At 61.0% G+C, this 16,117-nt stretch carries 21 protein-coding genes; 13 read left to right on the top strand and 8 right to left on the bottom strand.

Annotated features, from left to right (window positions below):
* The first annotated feature begins 1 nt into the window (after position 1).
* From V1292_RS02365 to V1292_RS02380, 4 genes are all read left to right on the top strand, one after another.
* Positions 2-250 carry a hypothetical protein gene (locus V1292_RS02365; protein WP_334370145.1) on the top strand — a complete coding sequence of 83 codons (249 nt, stop codon included), beginning with the start codon at positions 2-4 and terminating at the stop codon, positions 248-250.
* A gap of 134 nt (positions 251-384) precedes the next feature.
* Positions 385-1,092: a glutathione binding-like protein gene (locus V1292_RS02370; protein ID WP_334370146.1), complete on the top strand. Its 708-nt coding sequence runs from the start codon at positions 385-387 to the stop codon at positions 1,090-1,092.
* A 201-nt stretch (positions 1,093-1,293) separates the two neighbouring features.
* Positions 1,294-1,572, top strand: coding sequence for a hypothetical protein (locus V1292_RS02375; protein ID WP_334370147.1), 279 nt, complete (start codon positions 1,294-1,296; stop codon positions 1,570-1,572).
* A gap of 185 nt (positions 1,573-1,757) precedes the next feature.
* Complete coding sequence (locus V1292_RS02380) at positions 1,758-3,302, top strand: peroxidase family protein (RefSeq protein WP_334370148.1); 1,545 nt, start codon at positions 1,758-1,760, stop codon at positions 3,300-3,302.
* Positions 3,303-3,412: 110 nt separating this feature from the next.
* On the opposite strand, the gene V1292_RS02385 is transcribed toward V1292_RS02380, so the two are convergent.
* The 4 genes from V1292_RS02385 to V1292_RS02400 form a co-directional block, all read right to left on the bottom strand.
* On the bottom strand, positions 3,413-3,952 hold the full coding sequence (locus tag V1292_RS02385; protein ID WP_334370149.1) for a DsrE family protein: 540 nt from the start codon (positions 3,950-3,952) through the stop codon (positions 3,413-3,415).
* 29 nt (positions 3,953-3,981) lie between these two features.
* Positions 3,982-4,605 carry a hypothetical protein gene (locus V1292_RS02390; protein ID WP_334370150.1) on the bottom strand — a complete coding sequence of 208 codons (624 nt, stop codon included), beginning with the start codon at positions 4,603-4,605 and terminating at the stop codon, positions 3,982-3,984.
* Positions 4,602-5,624 (bottom strand): TAXI family TRAP transporter solute-binding subunit, encoded by a 1,023-nt coding sequence (locus tag V1292_RS02395; RefSeq protein ID WP_442895593.1) that lies wholly within the window; start codon positions 5,622-5,624, stop codon positions 4,602-4,604. The genes V1292_RS02390 and V1292_RS02395 overlap by 4 nt, the downstream gene beginning before the upstream one ends.
* A gap of 90 nt (positions 5,625-5,714) precedes the next feature.
* Positions 5,715-7,889: a hypothetical protein gene (locus tag V1292_RS02400; protein ID WP_334370152.1), complete on the bottom strand. Its 2,175-nt coding sequence runs from the start codon at positions 7,887-7,889 to the stop codon at positions 5,715-5,717.
* A gap of 398 nt (positions 7,890-8,287) precedes the next feature.
* Here V1292_RS02400 and V1292_RS02405 point away from each other — a divergent pair, with 398 nt between their 5' ends.
* A complete protein-coding gene (locus V1292_RS02405; RefSeq protein ID WP_334370153.1) occupies positions 8,288-8,980 on the top strand; it encodes a glutathione S-transferase family protein in 693 nt (230 codons plus the stop codon).
* A 40-nt stretch (positions 8,981-9,020) separates the two neighbouring features.
* Here the strand turns inward: V1292_RS02405 and V1292_RS02410 are convergent, their stop codons facing one another.
* Complete coding sequence (locus V1292_RS02410; RefSeq protein WP_334370154.1) at positions 9,021-9,869, bottom strand: metal-dependent phosphohydrolase; 849 nt, start codon at positions 9,867-9,869, stop codon at positions 9,021-9,023.
* Positions 9,870-10,118: 249 nt separating this feature from the next.
* Between V1292_RS02410 and V1292_RS02415 the strand changes: the two genes are divergently transcribed.
* The 7 genes from V1292_RS02415 to V1292_RS02445 all read left to right on the top strand — a co-directional run bounded on the left by V1292_RS02415 (position 10,119) and on the right by V1292_RS02445 (position 14,124).
* The gene (locus tag V1292_RS02415; RefSeq protein ID WP_334370155.1) at positions 10,119-10,331 is read left to right on the top strand and encodes a hypothetical protein; all 213 of its coding nucleotides are present in this window, start codon (positions 10,119-10,121) and stop codon (positions 10,329-10,331) included.
* Between the two features lie 237 nt (positions 10,332-10,568).
* Positions 10,569-11,018 carry a nuclear transport factor 2 family protein gene (locus V1292_RS02420; protein ID WP_057842225.1) on the top strand — a complete coding sequence of 150 codons (450 nt, stop codon included), beginning with the start codon at positions 10,569-10,571 and terminating at the stop codon, positions 11,016-11,018.
* A gap of 88 nt (positions 11,019-11,106) precedes the next feature.
* Positions 11,107-11,505 carry a hypothetical protein gene (locus V1292_RS02425; protein WP_334370156.1) on the top strand — a complete coding sequence of 133 codons (399 nt, stop codon included), beginning with the start codon at positions 11,107-11,109 and terminating at the stop codon, positions 11,503-11,505.
* Between the two features lie 172 nt (positions 11,506-11,677).
* The gene (locus V1292_RS02430; RefSeq protein ID WP_334370157.1) at positions 11,678-12,112 is read left to right on the top strand and encodes a nuclear transport factor 2 family protein; all 435 of its coding nucleotides are present in this window, start codon (positions 11,678-11,680) and stop codon (positions 12,110-12,112) included.
* Positions 12,113-12,325: 213 nt separating this feature from the next.
* Positions 12,326-13,228: a hypothetical protein gene (locus tag V1292_RS02435; RefSeq protein ID WP_334370158.1), complete on the top strand. Its 903-nt coding sequence runs from the start codon at positions 12,326-12,328 to the stop codon at positions 13,226-13,228.
* Between the two features lie 183 nt (positions 13,229-13,411).
* Entirely contained in the window at positions 13,412-13,828 is a 417-nt protein-coding gene (locus V1292_RS02440; protein WP_334370159.1) for a hypothetical protein, read from the top strand.
* A 158-nt stretch (positions 13,829-13,986) separates the two neighbouring features.
* Positions 13,987-14,124: a hypothetical protein gene (locus V1292_RS02445; protein WP_275190187.1), complete on the top strand. Its 138-nt coding sequence runs from the start codon at positions 13,987-13,989 to the stop codon at positions 14,122-14,124.
* Positions 14,125-14,166: 42 nt separating this feature from the next.
* Here the strand turns inward: V1292_RS02445 and V1292_RS02450 are convergent, their stop codons facing one another.
* From V1292_RS02450 to V1292_RS02460, 3 genes are all read right to left on the bottom strand, one after another.
* Positions 14,167-14,310, bottom strand: a complete 144-nt coding sequence (locus V1292_RS02450) for a hypothetical protein (RefSeq protein WP_197427265.1) — start codon at positions 14,308-14,310, stop codon at positions 14,167-14,169.
* Between the two features lie 223 nt (positions 14,311-14,533).
* Positions 14,534-15,022 carry a MaoC family dehydratase gene (locus tag V1292_RS02455; RefSeq protein ID WP_334370160.1) on the bottom strand — a complete coding sequence of 163 codons (489 nt, stop codon included), beginning with the start codon at positions 15,020-15,022 and terminating at the stop codon, positions 14,534-14,536.
* A gap of 2 nt (positions 15,023-15,024) precedes the next feature.
* Positions 15,025-15,486, bottom strand: coding sequence for a MaoC family dehydratase (locus V1292_RS02460; RefSeq protein ID WP_334370161.1), 462 nt, complete (start codon positions 15,484-15,486; stop codon positions 15,025-15,027).
* Positions 15,487-15,691: 205 nt separating this feature from the next.
* Here V1292_RS02460 and V1292_RS02465 point away from each other — a divergent pair, with 205 nt between their 5' ends.
* Positions 15,692-15,985, top strand: a complete 294-nt coding sequence (locus V1292_RS02465; RefSeq protein ID WP_028350758.1) for a DUF4282 domain-containing protein — start codon at positions 15,692-15,694, stop codon at positions 15,983-15,985.
* The last annotated feature ends 132 nt before the right edge of the window (positions 15,986-16,117 follow it).

Consider the following 16,117-nt stretch of genomic DNA (forward strand, 5'->3'; position numbering starts at 1 on the left):
GATGTCGGATGCTGCAGATCCACTGGTGCTCGACTTCGTCGAATGGGTCGCTCGCGGGCCGCGGAATTACGCAGAAGTGGTCGCGACCTGGCGGACCTCCTGCCCGCGCCTGACGATCTGGGAAGACGCTTCCGATCGCGGCTATGTCGTGCGCGAAACCATCGCCGGAACCGGACTGATGGTGATCGTCACCGCATCAGGCGAAAAGCTGCTGCGAGAGCACGGCCGCATCGGCGTGCCGCAACGCTAGTCTCGCGGCGCCAGCCGTCATCACATTTCCGCGCGACGCCCTTAGCCCGCATTGACTTGGGACATCGGTCCGATCAAATTCATGCATCCGCATCTTTCTTGCGACGCACGGATTTCAACCAGCAGGATCGCCCCATGATCGACCTTCACTACTGGACCACGCCGAACGGCCACAAGATCACGATGTTCCTCGAAGAGACCGGGCTGAAGTACAAAATATTTCCGGTCAACATCGGCAAAGGCGACCAGTTCAAGCCGGAGTTTCTGGCGATCGCGCCGAATAACCGCATCCCCGCGATGGTCGATCATGAACCCAAGGGCGGAGGAAAACCGATCTCGATCTTCGAGTCCGGCGCGATGCTGCTGTATCTCGCCGAGAAGACCGGAAAGTTTCTGCCGTCCGATCTCTACGGCCGCTATGACGCGATCCAGTGGACGTTCTGGCAGATGGGCAATCTCGGGCCGATGGCCGGGCAGAACCATCACTTCTCCAACTACGCCGAGGACAAGATCAAATACGCGATCGACCGCTACGTGAACGAGACCAACCGGCTCTACGGCGTGCTCAACAAGCGTCTGGCCGATCGCGAGTTCATCGCCGGCGACTATTCGATCGCCGACATGGCGAGCTATCCCTGGATCGTGCCTTACAAGAACCAGAGCCAGAACATCGACGACTTCCCGCATCTGAAGCGCTGGCTGGAGACCATCCGCGCCCGCCCCGCGACGGAGCGCGCCTATGCCAAGGCGAAAGAGGTCAATCCGAACTTTGGGCAGCCCGTCAACCGCACCGAGGAGGAGCGCCGAATCCTGTTCGGCCAGACCGCGGCAGTGGTGCGGTAACGCAGCATCGCCGGGGACTTGGCTTGCCTGGTCCGCCTTTCCGGCGTGATAGGCTGGGGATTCACGCGTATCCCCGGATACCCATCCCCAGCACGCATAGGCAATATCGCCGAATCATGGCGAGAATCGCCGCGTAAACGCCCAACTTTTGCCGGGCCCGGGCGTTGTCAAACAGCAGGACTCGTTGTTTCGGAGACGATTGTGGACACCACACTGAAGCTGAAGCCACGCCCAACCAACGTGGCGTTGATCGCCTGGCAGTTCACCGGACAGCCGCTGCACGAATGGCCGAGTTGGGTACAATCCAGTTGCTCGCTGCAGCGAAGCGAGGACGGGCACCTCGAGCTCCGACATGAAAGGCAAAGCGGGACACAGATCGTGTATCTGCAGGAGTGGCTGGTGCGGGATCTCGATGGCGGCGTGTGTTTTTACACCGACGCCGAGCTGCGCAAAGAGTTCGACATCGCATCCGGTCAGTGAAGCTGCTCACACAAATCGAAAAATAAACCGCTGGCACCGCGCTCCGATTGGCCACAATCTGGAGATGGGTTTTGCTGACTGAACCCTTTCGAGGGGTATCGAGCTAATTTGCCTGTATCTTTACTGACCTGACACGCGACACACCGGTACCCCTCTTCTCCCAACATTTGCGATTGGAGGAAGTGATGGCAACTCAAGTGAATGTCCAGCCCGGCCATGGCAAGGCTGGCCGCCAACCGACCCGACAGTTTCTCGATTCGCTTTCCGGACATGACGATCCCGGAATGTTCGGGCGGATGTTTCCGAATCTCGAACCGCTCGCCGTCGACGACGCGCCGCTGCAGGAGCTTGCCGACGCGATGAAGGATCCCAACCCCGGTGACGCCGCCGGCAACAACACCAAGATCCCGGCGGGCTTCACCTATCTCGGCCAATTTGTCGATCACGACATCACGCTCGATCTCACCTCATTCGGCGACAAGGAAGCCGACCCGACGGCGGTCGAAAACTTCCGTACGCCGGCGCTCGATCTCGACAGCGTCTACGGTCTCGGTCCCGACGGCAGCCGGCAACTTTACGCGCGCAATCCCGGCGATGCCGACGGCAAGTCGCCCGGTCCGAAACTGCTGCTCGGCAAGACCATCAGCGTTGACGATGTAACCATCACGCCGCGCAACGACCTGCCGCGTAACCCGGAAGGCTTCGCGTTGATCGGCGACCATCGCAATGACGAGAATCTCGTGGTTGCCCAGACGCACCTGGCGATGCTGAAGTTTCACAACAAGGTCTGCGACCGTCTTGCTGCGTCCGGGGTGCCGGCCGGCGAGATATTCACGCAGGCGCGCCAGACGGTGACCTGGCATTACCAATGGATGGTGCTGCATGATTTCGTGGAGCGCATCACCGAGAAAGGAATCGTCGCCAAGATCCTCGATCAGGGCCGCCGCTTCTACCGCTTCAAGAAGACGCCCTACATGCCGGTCGAGTTTTCCGCGGCGGCGTACCGCTTCGGCCATAGCATGGTGCGCGAGGTCTATAGCCACAACCGCAAGTTCACGCCGGGCGGCGGCATTCCCGCTACGCTCAATCTGCTGTTCAGGTTCACCGGCCTGTCGGGCGGCATCATCGGCGATCTCGCGCCCGATCCGGTGCAGCCGCCGCTGCCTATACCGGTGCTCTCGAGCAACTGGATCATCGACTGGCGCCGCTATCACGAGGTGCTGGCGGCCAATCCTCCCAATGTGCGGCTCAATCCCTCGCGGAAGATCGATCCGTTCCTGATACCGCAGTTGCACGAGCTGCCGGGCGGTGGCGGTAGCCTGCCGTTCCGCAATCTCAAGCGCGGCGTGATGCTGGGGCTGCCGTCGGGACAGGATGTCGCCAAGGCGATGAAGATCAAGAATCCGCTCACCCCGGCTGAGATCGCGAGTGGCACGGACGGCGCCGCGGCAAAGAAGCACGGCCTGCACGAGCACACACCGCTCTGGTACTACATCCTCAAGGAGGCCGAGCAGCGCGGCGGCGGCGAAAAGCTCGGACCGGTGGGCGCCACGATCGTGGCCGAAGTGTTCGTCGGCCTCGTCCACGGCGACCGTCAATCGTATCTGTGGCTGAAGGGCAAGAACTGGAAGCCGACCCTGCCGTCCAAGACACAGGGCGAATTCACCATGGCCGATCTGCTGCGGTTCGTCGGCGATATCAGCCCGATCGACGGGATTTCGACGGTCTAGGCATTCGGTGCCATCGTGCCCCTAGGATGAATCCAGCGATTGCGCGGCGGTAAAGCTGCGCAATCGCTGGCCGTCAGGCGAAAGCTGCCGGCTCCGCAGGGGCGGCGTCATCACGGCTTTACATATGTCCAGCCCTGCTCCTGCAACTCCATGACACGCACGACTCCGGATTTCACGACCTTCGCTTCCGACATCAGCGGAATTTCCTTGCTTTCTACCCTGCTCATATTGTCGCGCGTATTGGCGCAGGCTTCGAACGAGATCGATGGATTGTTCTCCGAGATCGTCTTGATCCGCGCCTTGACCGGAGAGGTGTCGTCGCGCAGCATGTGCAGGCCCGGGCCGAACGTGACGATGTCGATCGCCACGTTCTCGCCGAGGTCCTTGTAATACTGCACAACGTTCGTTGCGTTGTTGAGTGCGAGATTCATCATCGCGGGCTCGTTCGAATTCACCTGCAAGATCAGGCGGTGTGGCTTCTTGTCGACAAGGGCAACGGCAGCAGTACGCTTCAACCCTTGCGCAGGTGCCGCCTGCTTCTTTACCAGCGCCGCTTGATTCTTTTCCTGCGCCGGCGCTGATGGCGCCGCCATGATGAGCAGCGCTATGACGCCGGCCATCACTCTGACTGCATTTCCAATCCTTGTCATGACGCTTCTCCCGTGATTGTTCGACGACCTCAGTTGCGTGGACCGGCTACCGTGTGTGGCCATTTGCACACCGCGGCGAGCCGCTCTCGCGCCGTTTTCAGCCCGCCAAGCAAGAAGTGTCCTTCCTGAGCGGTGCCGGTCCGGTTCACCACACGAACGGCAAGCTCGCCCTGCTCGGGCAGCGACTGCAGCAAGCGCACGACGTCCCCGGTGAACGCTACACCGGTTCCGGACGACGGCTGGGCTCCCGCAAGCCGCACGGGCTGATCGTCATCGATGCGGTAAGAAATGGAATAATCCTTCGCGCTGCCGGAGAGGACCGGTGCTGCAATGACCGTTTCGGTGCGACCGGCGCGGCAGCGAATCGAGAGTTGCATCGGATAATCATTTGAGCCGCCGTGGGACAGGGTGGTGGCGGTGATGATCGGCGTATAGTCAACGGGCGAGGTGGTCTCGCTGACAATCCAATTGTCGCCCCCAGGAGCCGGCCGAGCCGGCGCAATGTTGCGCAGCACATTGTCCAGACATTCCAGCCGCTCTTCGCGCTCCAACTGGGAGCAAGCGCGAAGATCCGCCATCGGGTCAGTCGGACCTTGCGCGAGCGCGATCCTGCTGACGACTTCAAACGCGACGGAGAGAGGAAGCGCTTTCATCGCGACACCTGTGCCGCGTGTGCCTGGCGATCCAGCCACTCCTGCGCCGCCGCAAAGCGGGCGAGGCTGGGGACCGTCGCGGCCAGATTGATCGACTTCCACTTCGGGTCGAAGCCCGGCCTCTGCAGCTTGTCGATACGGGAAAACAGAGCATCAACAAAGCGGGCGACGCGCTGATAGCGGTTTGTCCCTGCCGGCCAATTGAAAGCGACCAGAACGGTCGGTACCGCAATCGTCTGAACACGCTCGCCTTGCTTGATCAGACCGGGGTATTCGGCCGCTTCCAGCACCGCGGGAAGATAGTAGTCCTCGAATTTGCTTTCGTATTTGACAGGAAGGAATTTGAAACCGGGCTCCCAGCGCCCGCGCACGAAGGCGTCAACCGGCTTCGAGGTGATGAAAACGACGGCCGCCATCTCGCCTTTGCGCATCTGCTCCAGCGCGACCTGATGGGGGATGAAAGTGTTTTCTGAATTGATGCCGAGACGGCTGAAGATCAGCGGTCCCGAATAGGCGGCGGCCGTTCCCTGGGTATTGAAGTTCACTTTCTTGCCGGCGAGATCCTGCAGGCTCTGGATTTCGGGTCGAACAAAGATATGTAGCTCCGAGGGAAAGAGATTGAGCAGGTAGGTAATGCGGCGCTGGATCTCGGGTACCTGAACCTTGTACTCTTCGAGCGCGTCGGAATTGATGATCGCCGTGTCGACACCGCGCAAATAGAGCAGCGAGTTCAGGTTTTCGGTAGCGCCCCGGGTGACGATCGGTAGCACATGCAAATTCGGCCCGTCGTCGACAACGCGGGCGATTTCTGCCGCGAGGCGGAGGGGCGCACCCTCTAGCAAGCCGCCGGCGAGGCCGACCGTCCAGGCATTCATCTTCTCTTTTTCAGAGATCTGCGTTGGGGAGCGTTGCGCCTTGCGGGCGCTCTGCGTTTGTGCATCCAGGGTGGCAGGCTGAAGCACCAGAATGATCGGCGCCAACACAGCGAACGTGAGCAAAATGCTCGATCTGGAAATCATGTTCATCTGTAATATCCTCTTGTATAAACTTCGGCTTCAGCCGGCCATGGCCCGCCTGGCTCCATGCCCAATTATCAGAACGTCATCCTCTCACTGATCCAGCCGCTCCAATCGATCCTTTGCATCCTGAATTCCGCCGGCACGAGCCTTCGCATAGAGCTCGCGCGCCTTGATCGCATCGCCGCGCGTACCGTATGTTCCCCATGTGGAAAGAATGGCGGGATCATACGTCTCTGCGAGCGTGAAGCTTGCCCGTGCACTACCCGTCTCGGCAGCACGCTCGAGCACGATCCGCGCCGCCCCAATATTTCCCTGACCGAGCAGCGTGCGGGCGCGCGCGATTAACCTCGTCGCCTCCGGACTCCCTTGCGCTTCCTCGGCCGGCGGCTGCGCCGTCGCGGCTACCTCGATCACGTGCGCTGCGGTGGAAATGCTGCTGTTGGCCGTCGGTTCAGGGTCAGCACGCACAGCAATCGTGTGCCGCGAGGACTCGATTTCTCGTGCCATTACCTCGGTTCGGTCGCGCTCTTGCTGCAGAGATTGTCGCAGGTCGGTCAGGGAGCGTTCCGCCGCTTGCTTGAGCTGCTCCATTTCCTCGCTGGCGTTGCGCAGTTGCGCTGTTAGCATCTCGTTTTCGCGCTTCGCTGTGGCAAGTTCGCCCGTCAACGCGGCGCTGCGCGCGCGCTCCTCATCGAGCGTTTGACGATGCTTCGCCGCGCTCACGGTCAGCTGCTGCTGCGCAGCCGCGGCCTCCTGCGCGACGGCAGCCGACTTCTGCCGTTCCTGTTCGAGCGATTGTGCCCCCTGCTTGAGCTGCCTGATTTCCTCGCTCGCCTTGCGCAGTTGCGCCGCCTGCGCCTCTATCTCGCGCTGCGCCACCGCAAGTTCGCTCCACTGTGTGACCTGCCGTGCGCGTTCCTCGTCGAGCGCTTGACGATGTTTCGCCGCGCTCGCGGTCAGCTCCTGCCGCGCAGCCGCGGCCCCCTGCGCGAGGGCAGCGGTCTTCTGCCGTTCCTGTTCGAGCGAGCTGTCCGCCGCTGCCGCCTGCCTGAGTTGCCCGATTTCCTCATTCGCCTTGCGCAGTTGCGCCGCCTGCGCCTTTATCTCGCGCTGCGCCGCCGCAAGTTCGCTCCACTGTGCGGCCTGCCGTGCGCGTTCCTCGTCGAGCACTTGACGATGTTTCGCCGTGCTTATGATGAGTTCTTGTCGCGCAGCTGCGGCCTCCCGTCCGAGGGCAGCCGTTTTCTGCCGCTCCTGTCCGAGCGATTCTGCGGTGTCTGCGGCAGCTTGCTTGAGCTGCCGCACTTCCCCGTTCGCCTTGCTCAACTGCGCCGCTTGCGTCTCGTTCTCGCGCTGGGCTGTAGCGAGTTCGCTCTTCAGCTCGGCACTGCGCTTGCGTTCCTCGTCGAGCGCTTCCCGGTGCTGCGCCGCGCCTGTGGTCAGCTCTTGTCGCGCCGCTGCGACCTCCTGCGCCAGGGCTGCAGCCTTCTGCCGTTCCTGCGCGAGCGATTGTGCGCTGTCCGCGGTTGCCGCCTGCCTGGATTGCCGTACCTCCTCGTTCGCCTTGCTCAATTGCGCCGCTTGCGTCTCGTATTCGCGCCGCGCCGTGGCAAGTTCGCTCTTCAGCGCGGCACTGCGTGCGCGTTCCTCATCGAGAGCTTGACGGCTTTCCGCCGCGCTCATGGTCGGCACTTGTTGCTCAGTCGCGGCCTCCTGCGCCAGGGCAGCCGTTCTCTGCCGCTCTTGTTCGAGCAATTGTGCGCGGTTCGCAGCCGCAGTCTGCAGCTTGATATCTAGCCCCTCGATAGCCCGTCGGGCACCGGGTGCCTCTACGGTCTGCTCGGCCTGCATAGCCTTCGTGCCCGCGTCCGCTTGACCGGCCTCGGCTTGCTGCCGAGGCGCCAATGACTCGGGTTTCTGCAAGTCCTCACCGTGCAACGAGGTCTCTTGCCCGAAGCCGAAGTAAAGCCGAATGACCACCGCCGCGATGAGCGTGATCCAGCAAGCCGTGATTAGCCGCCGCGCGCGCGGCGAAGACGGCCAGAACCGGGAGGAAGTGTGCGCTTCATCGTGCTCTTGTGGGAGATTTTTGTCGCCCGGCATTGGACGCCAATGCGTCGGCGTGATCTTGCTTGGCTCACCATTTTCAGTGACCCACTGACCCACGTGAGCCGACCACTGAGCAATGTCATAGGTCCCAGTCGGATCATGCTCCAGGATTACGGCTTTCCCATCTCTTGGTGCGGTCTCGATGGTGTGGCGCATTGCAATGAACGCCTCTTCTGGCGGTATAATCTTCTGACGTACTATCTGAGGTATTATCGAGTCAGCGTCTCAATCCGGGTCAACTTCTGAATTTCGCTAATGAACCCAAGCGTATTCGAGCGTGGAAAGGAGATTCAATACTCCTTCCGAGATACTGCCGAAGAGCGCTCATACTGCTTTCGATATTGCCAAAGGGTCCTCAAGGCCGCCGAGGCTTGTGCTTCTCCCGTAGTTCTACGGCGTGGAAAGCTATCCGTCGCTCAAGCAGCACCGATTGGTAGCGGGCGATGATGGATTGCGTTCGCCTCCGTCTTCGAGCTACGCGGACACCTCGTTGCATGCACTCCTTGCAATGACAGCGCTTGTGTAGTTGCCGCTGCTCGCGCAAGATGTCGCCGATGCCTCTCAAACTCTACGAACTCGTCGGCACCGATCCGTCCCGTCCGTTCAGCCCGTTCTGCTGGCGAACGCGGATGGCGCTGGCGCATAAGGGGCTGTCGGCGGAGACGATTCCCTGGTGCTTCACCGAGAAAAGCGCGATCGCGCCGCATGGCTCGGAGAAGGTGCCGGTGCTGCTCGACGGCGACAGCGCCGTCGTCGATTCCTGGACCATCGCCAACTATCTCGAAGACAAATATCCGGACCGTCCGTCGCTGTTCGGCGGCGAAGGCGGCCGCGCCATGGGACGGATGCTGAACTGGTGGGGCGATGGCGTGATCGGCGGCATGTTTCCGCTCATCATCGCCGACATCCCGCTCAACCTGAAGCCGGAGGACGCCGCCTATTTCCGCACATCGCGCGAGGCGCGCTTTGGCAAGAAGCTGGAAGACATCATGGCCGGCCGCGACAAGGCGGTCGAAGGTTTTCGCAAAAGCCTCGATCCGCTGCGGCAGACATTGCGGACGCAGCCGTACCTCGGCGGCACGGCAGCGAACTATGCGGACTATATCGTGTTCGGCGCGTTCCAGTGGGCGCGCGTGGTCAGCCCGTTCAAGCTGCTGATGGAAGAGGATCCAGTCTATGCCTGGCGCGAGCGGCTGTTCGACGCGTTCGATGGGCTGGCGCGCAAGTCGCCGAGCTATCACGGCTAGCGGACGGCGGCTCGATCCACGCGGAGCGAGCATGCCATTATCACGGCTGCGGGCCGGACAAGTTCATTTCGCGCTCGGCCCGAAAAACGTTGCTGTGCAGGTTTGCTATCCATTGCCGTCCACTCGACGTGACATTGAGATAGCGTATGGCCGTCTGGATCTGCGGCGCGACGTTGTTCCAATAGAACTGCGGATATTTGTAAACAACGTCTGCCGGCGTCTCGTAGCCGAGCGTTTTGTTCATGCCGACTTCTTCAAATTCGTAGAACAGGGCATTCGCTTTCTTCAGATAGTTGGGGTCGCCGAGCTGCCCGATGAGGTCGGCCGCGCGCAGCAACAGGCCCTCTTCTTCGATCAGCTCGTCGTTTGACGATGAATCAACATAGGGAAATCGGGTATATTCGATTGCCCTGGCGATCCGGCTCGCATCGACTTCTTCGGCAGTGTCGAGCCGCTCGAAGACGAACAGCTTCGAGCGGTCCACATGGTAGGCTGCCAGCGCAGCATCGGATGAACCTCGCGCCAGGCGAACAGTACGGCCGCTGAGATCTGCGACATAGGAATCTCCGTCATCTCCCTGGACAATTCCACGAACGAATCCGATGTCGTGGCTGAGGCACGCCAGGATGAAATTGGCGTAATCGTCTGCCGTCGTTGGCCGTAGCATCGCCCGACCCATGAGGATATCGTGCCCGGCAAGGGTCACGAGCATTGTGTGCTCGATGTTGTGATACAGGGCATCGCTGTTGCCGATGCATTCCAATGTGAGCCTGGCTGCATAGGGCAGAAATTCAGCCAGCCGGGCATGGGAGGAGCCAAACCGGCTCTTTGTATCCGAGGCCAGAAACGACCCCAAAGCTTGCGCCACCAGTTCCGGGATTGTGATCATCTGAGCACCGCGTCATTTGTGCGACGTTGGCGCCGGCATGATAGCACATTGCCGTTCTTTCCGGTGGCAAATGTCTGCTCTCGCCACCAGCAGACGTGACCCACCCGAGGCACATGACCAGGCAACGATTGCCGGAGCGTCCGCGCAATCGCCGAGGCTGTAAATTAGTTCTATCCAATAACGATGTTAGCCGTGACGTAAAATGAAGGCGTAAGCTGATCCCCTTGGTGGCTGTTGGGGAGACGCGTCATGACCGACCTTGAAGCCAAATTGGAGCGGTTCGAGACTCTCGCTGCCGAATGCGATTTGATCGGCAAGTTGACGTCGGATGGGGCGAAGCGCGAGCTATACCTGCGCCTCGGCTTGCATTACCGCGAACTGGCCGACGACATCCGGGCGGTGATCGCAACCAAGACGCCGCTTAGCCGACCGGACAGGAGCGGCAGCACTATCCTGGCCTAGCGCTAATCTTACCGTGTCATAAGCCCTCAATGGTGACGAGCGCCAACGGGTCCGCGCGCAGCGCGGCCGGATGACAGGCTCCGCGCGTGTTCGCTGCGTCGTCGCACCGCGGCAGTGAACCTTTTGGAAACCACCGCGTCACATACTGTAGGTTGCTTTTTGCTGATTGATCCCCCGCCCTTCCCTTCACAATGGACTGGGCCGCAGAGCCGGATCGAACCCAGACGGGGTGGACGAATGACCGAGGAATCTCATCGTCAGCGCGTACTGGATTTCCTCAACATCCTGTATTCCGGCGACGTCGAAGGCGCACTGGCGCGCTGCACCGACGACATCGAATCGCTTGCCAACGCCCCGATCGACATCCTGCCGCATATGGGCCATCGCCGCGGCAAGGCCGAAATGCGCGAGATGTGGAACGCCGTCCGCGCCCGCTATTCCGAACTGCGCTGCGAGGTGCCGATCCTGGTCGTCGAGGGCGACAAGGCGGCCGCGTTCATCCGCGTGTTCTTCCGCAAGAGCATTAACCAGCGCATGGTGCAGTTCGACATCGCCGGCTTCTACACGCTACGCGACGGCAAGATCAGCCAGATCAGGGAAATCATCGACACCTTCGATCTGGTCCAGCAACTGCTCGAACGCGACGTCGCCGCGATCCTGACCGGTAGAAGGCCGGAGCCGATTTAGCGTTTGCCCAACGGCGTCATTCCGGATGGTCCGTTAGGACCAGACCTCAGATGCGCAATTGCGCATCGGGGAATCTCGAGATTCTCAGGTGCGCAATTACGCACCTGAGTTCGCACTTCGGGCGCCCCGGAATGACAGCACCACCTATTCCCTCCCCGCCATGAACCTGATCGCGCCGGCCGCGACACACTACGAGGCTGTTTGCGGACCAGAAGATCATATGAAGATCGCGTTGCTGGCTTTGCTTGGTTTGGCGTTGGGGGCGTTGGGAGGCGCAGCACTGGGCATCGGGCTGGGTCTCGCCTGGGTGGAAATCTTCAAAACCACGAGTTTTGAAGGTTATGGCAGCGTGCTGGTGTTCTTCACCTTCATGCCGATGGGGGCCGCTATCGGCGGTATCGGCTGTGCCCTGCTGTTCGGCATCATCGCCATTCGCGACGCCGAGATCGCCATCGAGCGCGAGCCGGTGCGCCGCCACGACCGATAACGCGGCCAGAACAGTCGCATTTGTGCATTGCAAAAACGACAATTGTGTTCTGGCGAAACTGCTCTATTTCTGGCTGCAACGGTGAAGTTCGGCATTTCGGCCCGGCGTCGATGAAGACACCTGATTGGGCGCGATTGCCGTTTTGAAATCCAGTTTTTAGGACCAAATCAAAATGACAGAGCATAGTCTCTGGCGTTTTTCGCGCGCGTTGCATCGTGCGATCAATGAACGCCAGCCCGCCGATCTCGAAGCCCTGCTCGACGAAGAGGTCGACTGGGCGATCTATGGACCGATCGATATGTATCCGTTCTTCGGCCAGCGCCGCGGCAAGGCGGCCGTGATGGAGGTGATCAGGCAGATCGCGGACAATTTCCGCGTCCACCGCTTCGACCGCGAATCGATCATGCTGGGAGTGGATACGGCCGCCTCGATGATGCGCTATTCGCTGACCGCGCTGGATTCGGACAAGCCGATCAGCCTGCGCATCGCCCATTTCGCCCAGTTCAGGGCCGGCCGCCTGACCAATCTGCGCGTGCTGGTCGACACCTTCGATCTGGTCGAGCAGACCGTGGGCTACCCGATTCACCTGCCGCGGATGGCGGTGTAGCTCACAGATGCCGTCATTGCGAGGAGCGCAAGCGACGAAGCAATCCATGCTTCGGCGTGCGCAGAGAGATGGATTGCTTCGCGGAGCCTGTCATCGGGCGCGCATTCGCGCGACCCGTTGGCTCGCAATGACAAGAACCCGGTCATAATTTCGCACTAAGACAAACGCATTCTTGGCGCGACTGGGAATGCGGGCGGGGCAATGATTCCGAAAATGCGATTTGGCTGGGCGCGGCTGCCAATGCTGGTGGCCGGCGTAAGTTTGGCTTCGATATTGGCTGTGGCGGCGCAAACGCCGCCGACCGACGACGAGCCGGAGATGCAAGAGGCTGAACAAGCCGAGGCGGCTTCCAGCGTCAACGATGCCGACATCATGAAGGACATCGACGTCGAAAAGCTCGACTGGAGCCAACTCAACGTCGATGCATCGACCCTGAGCTTTCAGGCGCCGAAGGGAGGCAATTCGTCGAAAGGCGCTGCCAGCGCGGATGCCTCATGGTCCGCCAATGAAAGACCGAACGGCACCTCCGCGGTATCGGTCAAGCAATCCATCTCGCCGTTCTGGGATGCGCGGATCGGCGCCGACATGACGGTCGCGCGGCAAGGCACGGTGACGACGTCCGAACTGCTTTCGGAAAAACTTGCCAATGGCGGCAGCCTGCCGCAATCGTCCGGTACCGCGTGGGCTGCGATTACGGCCCCAGGCGTTGGCTCGATTTGGGACACGACCGCGGTCGAGGCCCGGGTCGATCCCGGATCCGAGCAGAGCAAGCTCGGCACATCCTTGAGCAAATCGCTGCCGATCAGCGAGCAGTATTCGCTGACCCTGAAGAACGACTACAACCTGATCCAGCAGGGTATCGTGCCGGTGCCCGGCATCGTCGGCCATCCGGTCAGCAGCTACGAGACCGACCAGTCGGCAAGGCTCAGCATTGCCGACACCGGCACCAGCTTGATCGCCGGCCAGACGCTATCGACATCCGACGACAAGTGGCTGCGCAAGGTCGGCGCCGAGCAGAAGCTGTTCGACGGCGTCACCATCTCCGGCTCGATCGGCGAAACGCCCTCGGGTGCCGCCAACAAGAGCCTCAGCGCGGGCTTCAGGCGTAGCTGGTGAGAGCCGAAATCGTCCCAATTTGACGCGTTTTCCGATCTCGAGGGTACTGCCCCAGAGAATGAACCATCATTGCCGCAGATTGGCCAAGATGCGGACAAAATCGGCAGGACAGATGGGGCCGCTCCACTTCGTCGTGCGGGGGACTGTCCGCGCTCGCCTGAAAGCGAAACAGAGGAATAGCCGATGAACGCCACCATTCGTTCCGAACAAGTTGATTCCAACCCGGAAGTCGACAACGATCTCGCCGCCGTATCCGAAGTCGAGGCCGGCATCCGCGATTTCGTTCGCAACGATATCGCTTATCTGCGTCGGCCCGCGGTGGCCCCGGACGCCATGCCGATCGACGCCAATGCCGAAGCGACCGTCAACAACGTCAATTCGCTGATCCAGCGCGTCGCCGGCACGTCGCTGGCGGAAATCGAGAAGCTGATTTCCGAACTCGAAAGCCTCCGCGACTTGCTCCATGCCGAAGGCCAGCGCGTCCAGCGCGAGATCTCGGGCTATGCGCAGCTCAGCCAGGCGGCGATGAAGTCGACGCGCATGATTGCCGACAACGTCACGCAGTGGAAGCGCGCTGCCGACGGCCTGCGCAACGCCTAATCCGATCGTTGCAAAAATCTAACACTCCGCCGCGTTCCGTAACTGAGCGCGGCGGTTTTGTTTGGCTGTGTTCGATCTGAACTCTATAAGCACGGTCGCGTCCAACGACGGATGTCGTCACTTGGCGGCAGGCACCTTTTTGGGGACACACACCGGCGATGCAAAACGTTCAGCCAGACAACATGAATTCAATGCCGTTGCGGCAATCGTCGCATAGCATGGGCACGCTCGTGATCCGCTTCGTCGGACTGCTGACGCTTGCGGTCGTGGCAATGACGTTGATCTGGAGCCGCTGAATCTTTTTTGAGATTCGGCGTCTATGCTTGCCCGATCCGCAACTACTGGCGGACGAACGCGGTGTCCTCGATCGTGTAAACGCCGTCGGCATAGGATTTCACCACCATCGTGGCGGTGAGCATCACCGCCATCGTGACGGTTGCGAAGACAAAGCCGACGAATTTCAGGCCGCTGCGATCTGCCATTTTCATCCCCTCGGTACTTCCCCTGAGACGCATTTGGCAGGCAGAAAGTTCAAAATGCGTTAGCAAAAAAACGGTTTCGTGGAGTCTTGGATTACGAAGCACTAACGAAACAATTGGCTAACCATGTTGCCCCGAAGGGACATGTAGCCCGGATGAGCGCAGCGATATCCGGGATTCACACGGGCATCGGTCCCGGATGTCGCTACGCTCATCCGGGCTACGATTAAGCTCCGGAAATCCCACTCCGTCGCGGCACGAACGCGGTGGCGAGGAACGAGAACACGACTTCGTCGCGCTGGTTGGTGCCGGTATTGCGGGCCTGCAGGATGCCCCATTCGGGACGCTTCTCCGAGGTCCGCTTGGTTTCGACCTGGTTGGAAAAGCTGACGGTATCGCCCGCCAACACTGGCCTGACCCAGCGCAATTCACGAAAACCCGGCGACGGCCCCCACACCGCGACCTGCTCACCGCGTGCGACGGCCTCGGCCGTCAATCGCTTGCCGTCGGCGACCAAGAGCTTCATGCACACCGCCGCAATATGCCAGCCCGATGCGGCCAGCCCCCCGAACAGGGATTTGCGCCCCTCTTCCTCATCGAGGTGAAAGCGCTGCGGATCGAACTGCGCGGCAAACCGCTTGATGTCGCCGGCGGTGAAGGTGAACGAGCCAAACTCGCGCTGCGCGCCGATCTCGATGTCCTCGAAGAAACGCATCGCTACTCCGCTCCTGCTTCAAGGCGGCGGCGCACAATCATCGGGGACTCCATCTCGCACAGTACGACCCCGGCCGCGTTGCGGATCGTACTCTTGAGGGTCACGATGCCGGTCTCGGGCCGGCTTTTCGAAATCCTGGCCTCCGCGACGCTGACATCCAGCGTCAGGTCATCGCCCGGGCGCAGCGGCGACAGCCAGCGCATTTCGTTGACACCGGGCGAGCCGAGCGAGGCGGTGCGGCCGATAAACCCGTCGAACAGCATCCGCATCACGAGCGAGCTGAGATGCCAGCCCGAACCGGACAGCCCCTTCAGCATCGACGCGTTGGCGGCGGCTTCGTCCAGATGCATCGGTTGCGGGTCGAATTCGGCGGCGAACGCCAAAATCTCCTCGCGCGTGACGTGGCGCGGTCCGAACGTGCCGAAATGGCCGGGCGTGAAGTCTTCGAAGGTCAGCGTTGTCATCAGTTGACGATTTGGATTGAGGATTGCGGCGGGGAAGCCCGATTGTGGCCGTTATTTGCAGCAATCTCAACCCGCCCACCCGCATGGCTCGTTCGCCACGGGCGAGTACCGCTGCCGGCGCTCGCCCTGACTTGCCCGAAGCAGTTTTCGGAGCTAGCCCTGTGCCGTCTGGGACCAGGTTTCTTGACCCGCCGGAGAACCATCGATGTTCGATTTTCAGGATCTATTTCAGTGGGACCGCTTCATAACGCCCACGATTATCAAGACTTTCTACTGGCTGGTCATCGGCTTGATCGTGCTGTTCGGCCTATCCGGAATTTTTTCGGCGCTTGCCGCGATGGCGGTCAGCCCGTTCGGCGGATTCATCCTGCTATTGTCCTCGATCGCCGGCGTCGTGGTCGGCGTGGTGTTTTCGCGCATCGCCGCGGAATTCATCCTGATCGTCTTCCGCATCAACGAGCATCTCGGCGCGATCAGAGATCAGGGCGGGATGCGGTGATTACGCGGGAATCGTAGAGTGGGCAAAGCCAACGGTCGCGCGAACGCGCGCCCGTTGGCGTGCCCACCATTTCGTTCGCGCCGGCGGAATGATGGTGGGCACGGCGCGATGCGCCTTTGCCCACCCTACCAA

It is taken from the genome of Bradyrhizobium sp. AZCC 1719 (assembly GCF_036924525.1).
Taxonomy (GTDB): Bacteria; Pseudomonadota; Alphaproteobacteria; order Rhizobiales; family Xanthobacteraceae; genus Bradyrhizobium.

What these genes read in the sequence shown, in the direction of transcription:
- V1292_RS02440 (WP_334370159.1), top strand. Translation starts at nt 13,412, where the DNA reads ATGAACGCCACCATTCGTTCCGAACAAGTTGATTCCAACCCGGAAGTC.
- V1292_RS02445 (WP_275190187.1), top strand. Translation starts at nt 13,987, where the DNA reads ATGCAAAACGTTCAGCCAGACAACATGAATTCAATGCCGTTGCGGCAA.
- V1292_RS02395 (WP_442895593.1), bottom strand. Translation starts at nt 5,624, where the DNA reads ATGATTTCCAGATCGAGCATTTTGCTCACGTTCGCTGTGTTGGCGCCG.
- V1292_RS02420 (WP_057842225.1), top strand. Translation starts at nt 10,569, where the DNA reads ATGACCGAGGAATCTCATCGTCAGCGCGTACTGGATTTCCTCAACATC.
- V1292_RS02390 (WP_334370150.1), bottom strand. Translation starts at nt 4,605, where the DNA reads ATGAAAGCGCTTCCTCTCTCCGTCGCGTTTGAAGTCGTCAGCAGGATC.
- V1292_RS02450 (WP_197427265.1), bottom strand. Translation starts at nt 14,310, where the DNA reads ATGGCAGATCGCAGCGGCCTGAAATTCGTCGGCTTTGTCTTCGCAACC.
- V1292_RS02455 (WP_334370160.1), bottom strand. Translation starts at nt 15,022, where the DNA reads ATGCGTTTCTTCGAGGACATCGAGATCGGCGCGCAGCGCGAGTTTGGC.
- V1292_RS02365 (WP_334370145.1), top strand. Translation starts at nt 2, where the DNA reads ATGTCGGATGCTGCAGATCCACTGGTGCTCGACTTCGTCGAATGGGTC.
- V1292_RS02410 (WP_334370154.1), bottom strand. Translation starts at nt 9,869, where the DNA reads ATGATCACAATCCCGGAACTGGTGGCGCAAGCTTTGGGGTCGTTTCTG.
- V1292_RS02370 (WP_334370146.1), top strand. Translation starts at nt 385, where the DNA reads ATGATCGACCTTCACTACTGGACCACGCCGAACGGCCACAAGATCACG.
- V1292_RS02400 (WP_334370152.1), bottom strand. Translation starts at nt 7,889, where the DNA reads ATGCGCCACACCATCGAGACCGCACCAAGAGATGGGAAAGCCGTAATC.
- V1292_RS02435 (WP_334370158.1), top strand. Translation starts at nt 12,326, where the DNA reads ATGCGATTTGGCTGGGCGCGGCTGCCAATGCTGGTGGCCGGCGTAAGT.
- V1292_RS02415 (WP_334370155.1), top strand. Translation starts at nt 10,119, where the DNA reads ATGACCGACCTTGAAGCCAAATTGGAGCGGTTCGAGACTCTCGCTGCC.
- V1292_RS02460 (WP_334370161.1), bottom strand. Translation starts at nt 15,486, where the DNA reads ATGACAACGCTGACCTTCGAAGACTTCACGCCCGGCCATTTCGGCACG.
- V1292_RS02380 (WP_334370148.1), top strand. Translation starts at nt 1,758, where the DNA reads ATGGCAACTCAAGTGAATGTCCAGCCCGGCCATGGCAAGGCTGGCCGC.
- V1292_RS02465 (WP_028350758.1), top strand. Translation starts at nt 15,692, where the DNA reads ATGTTCGATTTTCAGGATCTATTTCAGTGGGACCGCTTCATAACGCCC.
- V1292_RS02385 (WP_334370149.1), bottom strand. Translation starts at nt 3,952, where the DNA reads ATGACAAGGATTGGAAATGCAGTCAGAGTGATGGCCGGCGTCATAGCG.
- V1292_RS02405 (WP_334370153.1), top strand. Translation starts at nt 8,288, where the DNA reads ATGCCTCTCAAACTCTACGAACTCGTCGGCACCGATCCGTCCCGTCCG.
- V1292_RS02430 (WP_334370157.1), top strand. Translation starts at nt 11,678, where the DNA reads ATGACAGAGCATAGTCTCTGGCGTTTTTCGCGCGCGTTGCATCGTGCG.